The 12,179-nt window shown below is 72.2% G+C and carries 11 protein-coding genes and 1 pseudogene; 7 read left to right on the forward strand and 5 right to left on the reverse strand.

Annotated features, from left to right (window positions below; translation table 11 throughout):
* Window positions 1-11 precede the first annotated feature (11 nt).
* Window positions 12-1,442, reverse strand: a complete 1,431-nt coding sequence (locus AB0I51_RS27025; protein WP_362979338.1) for an NAD(P)/FAD-dependent oxidoreductase — start codon at window positions 1,440-1,442, stop codon at window positions 12-14.
* 122 nt (window positions 1,443-1,564) lie between these two features.
* Here AB0I51_RS27025 and trxA point away from each other — a divergent pair, with 122 nt between their 5' ends.
* Window positions 1,565-1,951: a thioredoxin gene (gene trxA / locus AB0I51_RS27030; protein WP_362979340.1), complete on the forward strand. Its 387-nt coding sequence runs from the start codon at window positions 1,565-1,567 to the stop codon at window positions 1,949-1,951.
* Window positions 1,952-1,971: 20 nt separating this feature from the next.
* Here trxA and AB0I51_RS27035 read toward each other — a convergent pair whose 3' ends face one another.
* Together AB0I51_RS27035 and AB0I51_RS27040 are read right to left on the reverse strand one after the other, a co-directional pair.
* On the reverse strand, window positions 1,972-3,408 hold the full coding sequence (locus AB0I51_RS27035) for an aldehyde dehydrogenase family protein (protein WP_362979342.1): 1,437 nt from the start codon (window positions 3,406-3,408) through the stop codon (window positions 1,972-1,974).
* Between the two features lie 196 nt (window positions 3,409-3,604).
* Window positions 3,605-4,639 (reverse strand): LacI family DNA-binding transcriptional regulator, encoded by a 1,035-nt coding sequence (locus AB0I51_RS27040; protein ID WP_362979370.1) that lies wholly within the window; start codon window positions 4,637-4,639, stop codon window positions 3,605-3,607.
* Between the two features lie 140 nt (window positions 4,640-4,779).
* Here AB0I51_RS27040 and AB0I51_RS27045 point away from each other — a divergent pair, with 140 nt between their 5' ends.
* Window positions 4,780-5,454, forward strand: coding sequence for a TetR/AcrR family transcriptional regulator C-terminal domain-containing protein (locus AB0I51_RS27045; RefSeq protein WP_362979344.1), 675 nt, complete (start codon window positions 4,780-4,782; stop codon window positions 5,452-5,454).
* Between the two features lie 35 nt (window positions 5,455-5,489).
* Complete coding sequence (locus AB0I51_RS27050; protein ID WP_362979346.1) at window positions 5,490-6,626, forward strand: NAD(P)/FAD-dependent oxidoreductase; 1,137 nt, start codon at window positions 5,490-5,492, stop codon at window positions 6,624-6,626.
* A gap of 7 nt (window positions 6,627-6,633) precedes the next feature.
* Here the strand turns inward: AB0I51_RS27050 and AB0I51_RS27055 are convergent, their stop codons facing one another.
* Window positions 6,634-7,314: a helix-turn-helix domain-containing protein gene (locus AB0I51_RS27055; protein WP_362979348.1), complete on the reverse strand. Its 681-nt coding sequence runs from the start codon at window positions 7,312-7,314 to the stop codon at window positions 6,634-6,636.
* A 102-nt stretch (window positions 7,315-7,416) separates the two neighbouring features.
* Here AB0I51_RS27055 and AB0I51_RS27060 point away from each other — a divergent pair, with 102 nt between their 5' ends.
* Entirely contained in the window at window positions 7,417-7,980 is a 564-nt protein-coding gene (locus AB0I51_RS27060) for an NADPH-dependent FMN reductase (protein ID WP_362979350.1), read from the forward strand.
* 61 nt (window positions 7,981-8,041) lie between these two features.
* On the opposite strand, the gene AB0I51_RS27065 is transcribed toward AB0I51_RS27060, so the two are convergent.
* The gene (locus AB0I51_RS27065; protein ID WP_362979352.1) at window positions 8,042-8,923 is read right to left on the reverse strand and encodes an LLM class F420-dependent oxidoreductase; all 882 of its coding nucleotides are present in this window, start codon (window positions 8,921-8,923) and stop codon (window positions 8,042-8,044) included.
* A gap of 214 nt (window positions 8,924-9,137) precedes the next feature.
* On the opposite strand from AB0I51_RS27065, the gene AB0I51_RS27070 reads away from it, so the two are divergent.
* The 3 genes and pseudogenes from AB0I51_RS27070 to AB0I51_RS27080 all read left to right on the forward strand — a co-directional run.
* Complete coding sequence (locus AB0I51_RS27070; RefSeq protein ID WP_362979354.1) at window positions 9,138-10,118, forward strand: alpha/beta hydrolase; 981 nt, start codon at window positions 9,138-9,140, stop codon at window positions 10,116-10,118.
* Window positions 10,119-10,337: 219 nt separating this feature from the next.
* Window positions 10,338-11,435 (forward strand): helix-turn-helix domain-containing protein, encoded by a 1,098-nt coding sequence (locus AB0I51_RS27075; RefSeq protein WP_362979356.1) that lies wholly within the window; start codon window positions 10,338-10,340, stop codon window positions 11,433-11,435.
* 241 nt (window positions 11,436-11,676) lie between these two features.
* Window positions 11,677-12,179: pseudogene (locus AB0I51_RS27080) on the forward strand (endonuclease); the annotation flags it as partial.

The following is a 12,179-nucleotide window of genomic DNA, read 5'->3' on the forward strand; positions in this document are numbered from 1 at the left end:
AGCAGGGGTGTTCAGCCCCGGTAGGCCTCCAGCAACCGCAACCACACCTCGCTGATCGTCGGGTACGACGGGACCGCGTGCCACAGGCGGCCGATCGGGACCCGGCCGGCTACCGCGATGGTCGCGGAGTGGATCAGTTCGCCGACGCCGGGGCCGACGAAGGTGACTCCGCGCAGGGTCTCGTCGTCGAGGTCGACGATCATGCGGGCGCGGCCCCGGTAGCCGTCGGCGTAGAGGCCGGCGCCTGCGACCGAGGAGAACTCGACGTCGACCGCGCGGACGCGGTGGCCGGCCGCCTCCGCCTCGGCGAGGGAGAGGCCGACGGCCGACGCCTCCGGGTCGGTGAAGACGACCTGGGGTACGGCGTCGTGGTCGGCGGTGGCCGCGTGGGCGCCCCAGGGGTCGGTCTCCAGGAGCGGGACTCCGGAGGCGCGGGCGGCGATCGCGGCGCCCGCGATGCGTGCCTGGTACTTGCCCTGGTGGGTGAGGAGGGCGCGGTGGTTGACGTCGCCGACCGCGTACAGCCAGTCGCTGTCCAGGACACGGAGGGAGTCGTCCACCGGCAGCCAGGAGCCCGGTTCCAGGCCGATCGTGTCGAGCCCGATGTCGTCGGTGTGAGGAACGCGTCCGGTGGCGAAGAGGATCTCGTCGGCCTCGATGCGGTCGCCGCTGTCGGTGACGGCGACGACGGTGCCGTTCTCCCTGGTCACCGAGGTGACGGAGGTGCCCGTGCGCAGGTCGACGCCGGCCTCGGTGAGCGCGTCGGCGACCAGTTCGCCGGCGAAGGGCTCCATACGGGGCAGCAGACCCTTGCCGCGGACGAGGAGGGTGACCCGGGAGCCGAGGGCCTGCCAGGCGGTGGCCATCTCGACGGCGACGACCCCGCCGCCGACCACGATCAGCCGGCCGGGCGCGGCCTTGGCGCTGGTGGCCTCGCGGCTGGTCCAGGGCCGGACGTCGGCGAGCGCGGGCAAGTCGGGGAGGAGGGCGCGGGTGCCGGTGCAGACCGCGACGGCGTGCCGGGCGGTGAGGACGTGCCGTACGCCGTCGGGGCCGGTGACCGTCACCCGGCGGGGGCCGTCGAGGCGGCCGTGGCCGCGGTAGAGGTCGGCGCCGATGCCGTCGAGCCAGCGGACCTGTCCGTCGTCCTTCCAGCCCGAGGCCTCGTAGTCGCGGTGGGCGAGTACCGCGGCGGTGTCGAGGGGGCCCTGGACGAGGTGGCCGAGGCCGGGCACCCGGCGGGCGTCGGCGCGGGCTATCACCGGGCGCAGCAGGGCCTTGCTGGGCATGCAGGCCCAGTACGAGCACTCGCCGCCGATGAGTTCGCTCTCCACGACCGCGGTGGAGAGGCCGGCCGCACGGGTGCGGTCGGCGACGTTCTCCCCCACGGGCCCGGCCCCGACCACCACGACGTCGTACACGATGGATTCCGTTTCCGTCATGGGGTCAGTCTGCTGGGTGGTGTGCGCGGAGGCCACACGGGTAGGGGCGCGGAATACGGGTCCGGACGACCGTGTTGTCCGGGACGGCTTCGCCCCCACATCGAGGAAGAGGGAATCACGTCATGAGCAGCACCGTGGAGCTCACCAAGGAGAACTTCGACCAGACGGTCACGGACAACGACTTCGTCCTGATCGACTTCTGGGCGTCCTGGTGCGGGCCGTGCCGTCAGTTCGCCCCGGTCTACGAGAAGGCGGCCGACGAGAACCCGGATCTCGTCTTCGGCAAGATCGACACCGAGGCCCAGCCCGAGCTGGCCGCGGCCTTCGGCATCCAGTCGATCCCCACGCTGATGATCGTCCGTGACCGGGTCGCCGTGTTCGCCCAGCCCGGCGCGCTGCCCGAGGCCGCCCTGACGGACGTCATCGGCCAGGCCCGCAAGCTCGACATGGACGAGGTCCGCAAGTCGGTCGCCGAGCAGCAGGCGCAGGCCGAGCAGAACGGTCAGTAGGACCGCCTTTCGAAAAGTCCCTAGAACGGGTACGACGCCACGTCTGCGCGCACCGTCGTCCAGCGCACGTCGGTGAAGGCCTCGATATTGGCCTCGCCGCCGAAGCGGGCGCCGGTGCCGGACGCGGCGACCCCGCCGAAGGGGGCCACGGCCTCGTCGTTGACGGTCTGGTCGTTGATGTGGACGATCCCGGTGGGGATGCGTTCCGCCAGGTCCAGGCCGCGGGCCGCGTCGCGGGTGACGATGCCGAGCGACAGACCGTACGGGCCGGTCGCGGCCAGTGCGGCCGCCTCGTCGGCGGTGGCGAAGGACCGTACCGGCGCCACCGGACCGAAGACCTCCTCCGTGTAGGCGGGGGTGTCGTCGTCGACGCCCGCGAGGACGGTCGGCCGGTAGAAGAGGTCCTCGTGCGTGCCGCCCGCCGCGAGCCTGGCGCCATGTGCCGTGCTGGCCTCCACGAGGCCGTGCACCTTGGCGAGTTGGGCGCCGTCGATGATCGGGCCCAGGTGGACCTGCGCGCGGTGCGGGTCGCCGACGGCGAGGGAGTCGGCCTTGGCGGCGAGGCGTTCGACGTACTCCTCGTAGAGCGACTCGTGGACGAGATGGCGCCCGGTCGTCATGCAGATCTGGCCCTGGTGGAAGAACGAACCCCAGGCCGCCGTGGAGATCACCGCGTCCAGGTCGGCGTCCGCCAGCACGATCAGGGCCGAGTTCCCGCCCAACTCCAGGTGCGCGCGCTTGAGATGACGCCCCGCCGCCTCACCGACCGCGCGTCCGGCGGCAGTTGAGCCCGTGAAGGAGATGACCGGCACCTGCGGGTCGGCGACCAGTGCGGCCCCCACCTCGGCGCCGCCGGGCAGGATCTGGAGGAGTTCGTCGGGCAGGCCCGCCTCCGCGAAGACCGCCGCGAGGGCCAGTCCCCCGCAGACCGCCGTGCGCGGGTCCGGCTTGAGGACGACCGCGTTGCCGAGCGCGAGCGCCGGGGCGACCGAGCGGATGGAGAGGATCAGCGGGGCGTTGAACGGCGCGATCACGCCGACGACCCCGACCGGGACGCGCCGGGTGTACGACAGCCGGGGCGCCTCCGACGGAAGGACCTGCCCGGCGGGGCGCGAGGCGAGCGCGGCGGCCTCGTAGCACTCCTGGGCGGCGACGTGCAGTTCGAAGTCCGCCTTGCCGGGGATCGATCCGGACTCCCGGACGAGCCACTCGCGCAACTCCTCGGCGTGCGCGGCGAACAGGTCGCCGGCCCTGCGCAGCACTCCGGCGCGGACGAAGTGGGGAACGCGCGCCCACTCGCTCTGCGCGGCTCCGGCCGCCTGTACGGCGGGGCGTATGTCCTCGGCCGCGGCGAGCGCGACGGTGGCGAGCTGGTCGCCGGTGGCGGGCTCGGTGACCGGGTACTCGGGGCCCGACAGGGGGCGGGACTGCCAGATCTTGGGGTCGAGCAGGGGCATGGCGGCTCTCCGTTCCGTCAACGGCGGGACTCGCGTGGGTAGTTGGAGTCCCGGGTCGTTCGTGTGACGGGATGCGGTGATCCGGCGCAGACGTCTGGACCGCATCCGCGATCGAACGCACCCCCGTCTGGTTGAGCATGCAACATTCTAGTCGCGTACGGCGTGTTCGCCCCGGCCCGTGCTCGGCGGATCCGGTTCAGCTGGAGTCGCGGTGCACCACCGAGGCGCCGAGCAGTTCGTGCACGGGCGGCACCGAGCCGGGGTCGCGGACCGCGTTGTCGACCAGTTCGGCGAGGTCACGGCCTGACGGGAGCTGGATGTGGACGGTGCTCAGACGCGGTCGCAGCAGCCGGCCGATCATCAGGTCGTCGGCGCCGACCACGGCGGTGTCCTCGGGGATGCGGATGCCTGCGTCCTGGAGGGCGCGCATCAGCAGCATCGCGTACTCGTCGTTGTACGCGAACACCGCGTCGAGGCCGAGAGCGCGCCACTGGGCGGCGGTCCTGGCGGCACTCTCCTCGCTGTAGGCGAGCGGGAGTTCGGTCACCGTGGCGTCCGTGCCGAACAGTGCGCGGCGCACTCCTTCGAGGCGGGGCCGGGAGAAGATCCCCATGCCCGGCTCCTGGGGCACGACCACGCCGATCCGGCGCCGGCCGCGGCCGTAGAGGTGCGTACCGGCACAGTGGCCGACGCCCTCGTGGTCCAGAAGCAGGACGTGGGCGCCCTCGACCGGCTCGGGGCCGAGCGTGAGGACGGCCCGCGCCCCGGAGCGCTTGAGGACCGCGACGCCCTGCGGGCCGAGTCCGGCGCCGGGCACCAGGACGGCGACCGGGCGGAGTTCGGCCCAGGCGCGGGCGGCCTCGTCGCCGCGCAGACCGACGGAACCGTGCTGCACGACCGTGTAGTCGAGACGGCTGAGCGCCCATTGGAGTTCGTTGATGAACTGGCTGTAGAGGAGCCCCACTTGCATGGGCGGCGCCGGCATCAGCACCATGCGGCTGTGTCCGGCGCGCAGGCTGCGGGCCGCCGCGTGCGGGACGTACCCCAGTTCCTTGGCGGCCTCGCGGACGCGGCGGCGGGTGGGCTCGCTGATCCGTACGGCGCTGGTGTTGTTGAGGACGTAGGAGACGGTCGCGCGTGAGACGCCGGCCAGGCGGGCCACATCGGCGCTCGTGGGCACGGAGCGCGGTGCGGGTGACGGGACTGCGGGCGTTTTCGGTATCTGCACCATGACGTACGGCATCTTGGCAGAAGCCGGGGCGGGGCAGCGCGGCGGGGCAACGGTCGTCACGACAGCGACATGGGCAGGCATTTTACGAACATGTTCGCCACGAACTTGTTTGGAGCGAACATGTTCGTTACCGTAGAGGCATGACAGCTCGCCCCAACACCCCGCGCAGCCGCCGCGAACGCCCGGCGAAACCAGCCCTGAGCAGGGAAGGGATCGTCGCCGCCGCGGTGACGGTGCTGCGCGCCGAAGGTCTGCAGAAGGTCACCATGCGGCGCCTGGCCCAGGAGCTCGACACCGGTCCGGCCTCGTTGTACGTGTACGTCCGCAACACCGCGGAGCTGCACGCGGCGGTCCTGGACGAACTGCTCGGCACGATCGGGCCCGTCCCGGCCGGAGGCACCTGGCGCGAGCGCCTGGAACAGGTCCTCACCGCGTACACCGCGATGCTCTTCGAGCACCCGAGCCTCGCTCGTTCTGCACTGACGGCATGGCCCAGTGGCCCGCACTACCTGAACCTGATCGAGACCCTGCTCGCCCTGCTCGACGAGGGAGGCGTCCCGCCCGCGCAGGCCGCGTGGGGTGTGGACCTGCTGCTCCAGCAGGCCACCGCGACGGCCGCCGAGCACTCGGCGGAGGACACCACCGGCGGCGACTGGGACGCTCTGGCCGACGCCCTGCGCAACGTCTCCGACCGGACCCACCCGCACATCGCGGCCCGCTCCGGCGAGCTGCTGTCCGGGGCGCCCGCGGCCCGCCTGTCCTGGAGATTCCAGACACTGATCGCCGGCATCGAGCGGACCGCCGTACCCGACTGACGCCCCAACTCCCGCCCGCTTCAAGGAGGTTCACCATGACCACCCCCCACCACCCCATCGCCGTCGTCGGCGGCGGACTCGGCGGGCTCACGCTCGCCCGGGTCCTGCACGTCAACGGCATCGAGGCCGCCGTCTTCGACCTGGACGCCTCCCCCGCCGCGCGCACCCAGGGCGGCATGCTCGACATCCACGAGGACTCGGGGCAGCCGGCGCTGCGCGCGGCCGGCCTGCACGAGGAGTTCCGCGCGCTGATCCACCCGGGCGGCGAGGCCACCCGCGTCCTCGACAAGGCCGCCACGGTCCTGCTGGACGAGCCCGACGACGGCACCGGCGGGCGCCCCGAGATCGACCGCGGCCAGCTGCGCGACCTGCTGCTCAACTCCCTGCCCGAGGGCACCGTCCGCTGGGGCGCGAAGGTCACCGGCGCCCGCCCGCTCGACGCCGGCCGGCACGAGGTGACGCTCGCGGACGGCACCTCCTTCACCACCGACCTGCTGATCGGCGCGGACGGCGCCTGGTCCAGGGTGCGGGCCCTGCTCTCAGACGCGCGGCCCGCGTACACCGGCATCTCGTTCGTCGAGGCGGACCTGCCGGACGCCGACCTACTGCACCCGGTGAGCGCCGAGGTCGTCGGCGGCGGCATGCTGATGGCGCTCGGCGCGGGCAAGGGCTTCCTGGGTCACCGCGAGACCGACGGGAGCCTGCACATCTACGTGGCGCTCGCCGTCCCCGAGGACGGGTTCGACGGCGTCGACTTCACGGACACCGAGGCGGCGAAGGCGTACACGCTCGGTCACTTCGACGACTGGGACAAGAGCCTGCGGGCGCTGCTCGGCGACGCGGACGGGCCGCTGACCCCGCGGCGGATCCACGCGCTGCCGATCGGGCACCGCTGGGACCGGGTGCCCGGGGTCACGCTGCTGGGCGACGCGGCCCATCTGATGTCGCCGTTCGCGGGCGTGGGCGCCAACCTGGCGATGCTCGACGGGGCCGAACTGGGCCTCTCGCTGGCCGGGCACCCGGGTGACACCGAGGCCGCGCTCGCCGCCTACGAGGAGAAGCTGTTCCCGCGCAGCGAGGAGTCGGCGGCCGACTCGGCGGCCAACGGCGAACTGATGTTCCGGGCCGACGCCCCGCGGGGCATCCTCGACCTGTTCGCCGGCCACGCCTGAGGCGGACTCAGCAGGGCGGAGGCGTGGCGGTCACGCGGGCGACGAGGTCGATCCAGCCGGCCTCAAGACGCTCCATGGGCATCCCGCGCTGCCTGGTCAGATGGTTGATCAGGGCGGGGTCGAGATAGGCCATGAGCGGCTGGGAGAGCAGTTCGCAGTCGGCGTCGGGCACGATCTGCCGGAGCAGCATCGTGACGTGGGTGCGCAGCGCCAGGAGCGCGGTGTGGGAGAACCGGCGGGCCGGGTCCGGCTGTGCGGCCAGTTGCAGGTCCAACTGCTCCGCCGAGCGGTACAGGACCGCCACACCGAACGCCCGCAGCCGCTCGCCCGGGGGCGCCCCGGGGCCCAGTGGCGGCGGTCCGCCCATGAAATCGGCCTGGAGTGTCTGCGCCGAGTGGTCCAGCAGGGCCATCAGCAGACCGGTGCGGTCGCCGAAGCGGCGGAAGACGGTCCCCTTGCCGACCTCGGCCGCCGTGGCCACGGCCTCCATGGTGACGCCGGCCACCCCGTGCTCCGCGATCAGGCGGGCGGCGGCCTCCAGCAGCTTGGCCCGGTTGCGGGCCGCGTCGGCGCGCAGGCACGGCTTGTCGCCGAAGGAGCGGACCTCCAGCAACTGAGGTTCGCTTATGGACTCCTCGGGCTTCGGAAAGGGCGGCAGTGCGCTGGACATGAAGACAGCGTAAAGCACCGGGAATGAAACTGGACCGCAGTCCGCTTAGGCTGGTACAACTTCTAAGCGGACCTCGGTCCGGATCGTTGCAGCAGTGTTTCAGCCCCCCTTGGAGTCCCCATGTCTGTTCGTATCCTCGCGCTCGTCGGCAGCCTGCGTGCCGGCTCGCACAACCGCCAGCTCGCCGAGGCCGCCGTGAAGTTCGCGCCCGAGGGCTCCGACATCGAGATCTTCGAGGGTCTCGCCGACATCCCGTTCTACAACGAGGACATCGACGTCGAGGGCGACGTCCCGGCCGCCGCCGCCAGGCTGCGCGCCGCCGCCGGTGCCGCCGACGCGTTCCTCTTCTTCTCCCCCGAGTACAACGGCACCATCCCGGCCGTCCTGAAGAACGCCATCGACTGGCTGTCCCGCCCCTACGGCGCCAGCGGCTTCGGCGGCAAGCCGGTCGTCGTGGTCGGCACCGCATACGGCCAGTTCGGCGGCGTGTGGGCGCAGGACGAGGCCCGCAAGGCCGTGGGCATCGCCGGCGGCAAGGTCATCGAGGAGATCAAGCTCTCGATCCCCAGCTCCGTGGTCCGCTTCGCCGAGACCCACCCGTCCGAGGACGCCGAGGTAGTCGCCCAGCTGACCGAGGTCCTCTCCCAGCTGAAGGGCCACGCGGGCGAGGTCGTCGCCGCCTGATCGGCGTACCCCGCCGCACCGTCGAAGGGTCGGAGTCCCCACGGACTGCGGCCCTTTCGCGTCAGTCCAGTTCGGCCAGGCGCGGTACCGCGGGAGCCACGAACCGCTCGATCCACTCGGCCGGTTCGCCCGTGCGCGGGCCCACAATCACCGTGTCGATCCCGAGCTTCGTGAACCCGGCGACCTCCCGCAGGAAGGCATCGGTGTCTCCCGTGGTGACCGACTCGCCCGTGTGGACGATCGTCCTGCGGATACGGTCGTAGTCGCGCCCCAGCCGGTCGCAGTGTCCGCGCAGCACGTCGAGCTTGTGCCGCAGCTCGTCCGGCGTCGACACGATCAGGTTGCAGGCGTCGGCGTACTGGGCGACCAGGCGCAGGGTCTTCTTCTCACCACCACCGCCGATCATGATCTCGGGGTGCGGGCTGCTGACCGGCGCGGGCACGCACAGGGTCTCGGCGAGCCGGTAGTGCTTGCCCTCGAAGGGGCCGTTGGCCTCCGGGTCCCACATCTGCAGACAGATCCGCAGGGTCTCCTCCAGCCGCTCGAAACGCTCCGCGACCGGCGGGTAGGGCACCCCGAGACCATGGTGCTCACGGTCGTACCAGGCCGCCCCGATTCCGAGCGTGGCCCGGCCGCCGGAGAGCACGTCGAGGGTGGTGGCGATCTTCGCGAGCAGTCCCGGATTCCGGTACGTCACACCGGTCACCAGCGCGCCGAGCCGGACCGTGGAGGTGTGGCCGGCCAGGAAGCCCAGTGTCGTGTAGGCCTCCAGCATGGCGTCCTCGGCACCGCCGTTGAACTCCATCTGGAAGTAGTGGTCCATCACCGAGAGCCAGCTGACGCCCGCCGCCTCGGCCGCGGCGCCGGCCGCGGCCAGCTCGGGCCCGACCGCCGCCGGTCCTCCGGGATGGTTGAACCGGTTGATGTGCACACCGACCCGCATGTCCGACTCCGTTTCACAGTTCACCGGGACCTTCACCGTCTTTCGTGACGGTAGGTCTTCGAGCGCTCTCGAAGTCAAGCGCCGTGCGGCGGGCGGAACCGTCGGGCACCCGCCGTCCGGCGGGGAGGTTCCGCCGGACGGCGGCGGGCGGATCGGGGGTAACCGCGCGGAGTATGGCCGTACGAGCCGCCGCGCCCAGCGTGAGGAGAACCGCATGACGTCCGTCCCGCCCCCGCCCCCGTTCGACCCCGAACTCGCCGCAGCACTGGAGTTGATCAAGGAGTTCGTCTCGCCCGGGATGTCGCTGGAGGACATCGCCGAGATCCGCCAGGGACCGGCCATCACGCAGTTGGGACAGCTGGACATAACACTGGACGGAGCCTTCGACGTCGAGGACCGCGAGGTGGCGGGGCCGGTCGGCGAGCCCGACATCTCACTGCTGATCTGCCGGCCGGCCGCGCCCTCGACCGCCGGACCGCTGCCCGTCATCTATCACGTGCACGGCGGCGGCATGGTGATCGGCGACAACCGGGTCGGAGTGGCCGGGGCGCTGGAGTACGCGCGGGAACTGGACGCGGTGGTGGTGTCGGTGGAGTACCGGCTGGCGCCCGAGCATCCGCATCCGGCGCCGATCGAGGACGTGTACGCGGGCCTGCTGTGGACGGCGGAACACGCGAAGGAGATCGGCGGCGACCCGGAGCGGATCATCGTCATGGGCGCGAGCGCGGGCGGCGGCCTGTGTGCCGCGCTGGCCCTGCTCACCCGGGACCGCGGCGGTCCGCGCCCGATCGGCCAGTTGCTGCTGTGCCCCATGCTCGACGACCGCAACGACACCCCGTCCGCGCACCAGATGGCCGGCGTCGGCGTCTGGGACCGCACGGCCAACGAGACCGGCTGGACCGCGCTCCTCGGCGACCGCCGCGGCGGCCCGGACGTGTCCCCGTACGCCGCACCGGCCCGCGCGGAGGACCTCACCGGCCTGCCCCCGGCCTTCCTCGACGTCGGCTCGGCGGAGACCTTCCGCGACGAGGTCGTCACCTACGCGTCCCGCCTCTGGCAGGCGGGCGGAGTCGCCGAACTCCACGTGTGGCCCGGCGGCTTCCACGGCTTCGACGGCTTCGCCCCGCAGGCGGCACTGTCGCAGGCGGCCCGGGCCGCGCATCTGACCTGGCTGCGACGGTTGTTGGGGGCGTAGGGGGTTCGGGCGGCTTCCGTACGGGGCCGCCGGGGGGCGATCGGTGGTCGCTGTCGGCGCGCGTACGGTGCCGGGTCGTCCCGGTCGGGCGGGTGGTCGGCGTTTCTCGGAGTCCGGAGGCATTCCACGAGTCGCCTCCGTACTCCCCCACGTCCCGCCCTCGACGGAACCTCGGTCCGCGGACTCCTGCACACCCGTTCCATGACGCACCATGGGGATATGAAAGAGCTGGCCGGGCGCCTGACCGCGCTGGATCCGGACGCCGGTGCCGCAGTCCAGGTCATCGGATACTTCGATCGGCTCGCCGAGTCGCGGGCCGGTCTTGAGGCGCTGGTGCGTGGCGCGGCGGTGCTGGCCGGGTGTGCCGCACGGCTGGTCGACGCCGAACGGCGGGTGCGGGTGCGGGTCGAGGCGGACGGCAAGCGCAGGGACAGCGAGTCGCCGCCGGATCCCGCCTGGCCGTCCGTCGCGCTGACGCCGGGCGGGGCCTCGGCGCTGTGGCTGGAGCGTACGGCGGAGGCGGCGCCCAGTGTCGTCGACGCGGTGATCCTGGAGCGGGCGGCCGGTGCGGTACGGCTGGTGCTCGACCGCACCCGGGGGCGGGTGCCCGCCGACGACCCGGAGCTGGTGGAGACGCTGCTCGACGCCACGGCCCCGGAGCCGGCCCGGCTGCACGCGGCCCGCCGCCTCGGACTGGACGTGACCGATCCCGCGACCCGGGCCCGTGTCGTCGCCCCGCTCGACCGGCCGCCCCGGGTCGTCGTCGCGCCGCCGGACACCGGTACATGCGGAGTACGGCCCATGTCGGTCGCCCCGCATCCGGAAGACGGTCCGCAGCCGGCTCCGGCACAGGCGCTCCGGGTCCCGACGGACGCCGAGCTGCCCGCCGGCCGGCTGGGCATCGGGCCCGCCGTCCCCGTACTGGACCTGCCCCGCTCCTGGGCCGCCGCCCGCACCGCCCTCCGCTTCACCGCCGAGGGCACCGCGCAGGACCCCGGTGAGCGAATCGTGCACGCCGACGCGCTCGGCGGCATCGCGCTTCTCGCCGACCTGGTGGCACCGGGTGCCGAACCGCCACCCGACGTCCACAACTTGGAAGTGGCGGCGGCGAACGCGCCCTGGCTGCTGGCCACTCTGAACGCCGTCGCCGCCACCACGAGCCTGCGCGCGGCGGCCACCGAGATCAACGTCCACCACTCCACGCTCCAGGACCGGTTGACCCACGCGGAGTCTCTGCTGGGCTGGCCGGTGCGCACTCCGCAGGGCCGGCTGCGACTGCAACTGGCGCTGACGATGCGGCATTTGGCGCGACCGTAGTTGGCGGGGGCGATGGGGTGAGCGGTTACTGGTGAGCGGTTACTGGTGACCCTGCCCCTGGACGCTATCCCCCCGCACCGTCAACAAACGGTCACACAAGGGGACTTGGCCATCCGGGCGTTACGCGGAATTCCTGATTCGGTACGGCCGGAGGGGAGCCACAGCAAGCGCTTGTCGCTACATTTCGACATGACCGCCGCACCACCCTCCCCCTCTGTCACTCCGCAGGAGGCACTTCCCCATGCGCAGACTTCTCGCCTGTCTGGCGGCCGCAGCCGCGGCCCTGGGCGGGATCACGGTGGCCGCCGCCACTCCGGCCGCCGCCGCAACATCGGGCAGCTTCAGCGTGCTCACCTACAACGTCGCCGGGCTGCCGGAGTCGTTGTCCAGCGCCTCGACGCCGCGCGACACGAGCACCACCGAGATCGGCACGCGGATCGCCCCGTACGACATCGTGAACGTGCAGGAGGACTTCAACTACCACGCCTACCTGTACTCCACCGACACCCACCCCTACCGCACCGCGACCAGCGGCGGCGCCGGTGTCGGCAGCGGACTCAACACCGTCTCCAACTACGCCTGGGACGGCGACGACTTCGAGCGGGTCCACTGGAACTCCTGCCAGGTCGACTCGGGTGACTGCCTGACCCCCAAGGGCTTCACGTTCATGCGCGAGCGCCTCTCCGAGGGCGTCTACGTCGACTTCTACAACCTGCACACCAACGCCGGTACGAACGACGGCGA

This window comes from Streptomyces sp. NPDC050549, assembly GCF_040655035.1.
In the GTDB taxonomy this organism is placed as follows: domain Bacteria; phylum Actinomycetota; class Actinomycetes; order Streptomycetales; family Streptomycetaceae; genus Streptomyces.

What these genes read in the sequence shown, in the direction of transcription:
- AB0I51_RS27025 (WP_362979338.1), bottom strand. Translation starts at nt 1,442, where the DNA reads ATGACGGAAACGGAATCCATCGTGTACGACGTCGTGGTGGTCGGGGCC.
- trxA (WP_362979340.1), top strand. Translation starts at nt 1,565, where the DNA reads ATGAGCAGCACCGTGGAGCTCACCAAGGAGAACTTCGACCAGACGGTC.
- AB0I51_RS27035 (WP_362979342.1), bottom strand. Translation starts at nt 3,408, where the DNA reads ATGCCCCTGCTCGACCCCAAGATCTGGCAGTCCCGCCCCCTGTCGGGC.
- AB0I51_RS27040 (WP_362979370.1), bottom strand. Translation starts at nt 4,639, where the DNA reads ATGGTGCAGATACCGAAAACGCCCGCAGTCCCGTCACCCGCACCGCGC.
- AB0I51_RS27045 (WP_362979344.1), top strand. Translation starts at nt 4,780, where the DNA reads ATGACAGCTCGCCCCAACACCCCGCGCAGCCGCCGCGAACGCCCGGCG.
- AB0I51_RS27050 (WP_362979346.1), top strand. Translation starts at nt 5,490, where the DNA reads ATGACCACCCCCCACCACCCCATCGCCGTCGTCGGCGGCGGACTCGGC.
- AB0I51_RS27060 (WP_362979350.1), top strand. Translation starts at nt 7,417, where the DNA reads ATGTCTGTTCGTATCCTCGCGCTCGTCGGCAGCCTGCGTGCCGGCTCG.
- AB0I51_RS27065 (WP_362979352.1), bottom strand. Translation starts at nt 8,923, where the DNA reads ATGCGGGTCGGTGTGCACATCAACCGGTTCAACCATCCCGGAGGACCG.
- AB0I51_RS27070 (WP_362979354.1), top strand. Translation starts at nt 9,138, where the DNA reads ATGACGTCCGTCCCGCCCCCGCCCCCGTTCGACCCCGAACTCGCCGCA.
- AB0I51_RS27075 (WP_362979356.1), top strand. Translation starts at nt 10,338, where the DNA reads ATGAAAGAGCTGGCCGGGCGCCTGACCGCGCTGGATCCGGACGCCGGT.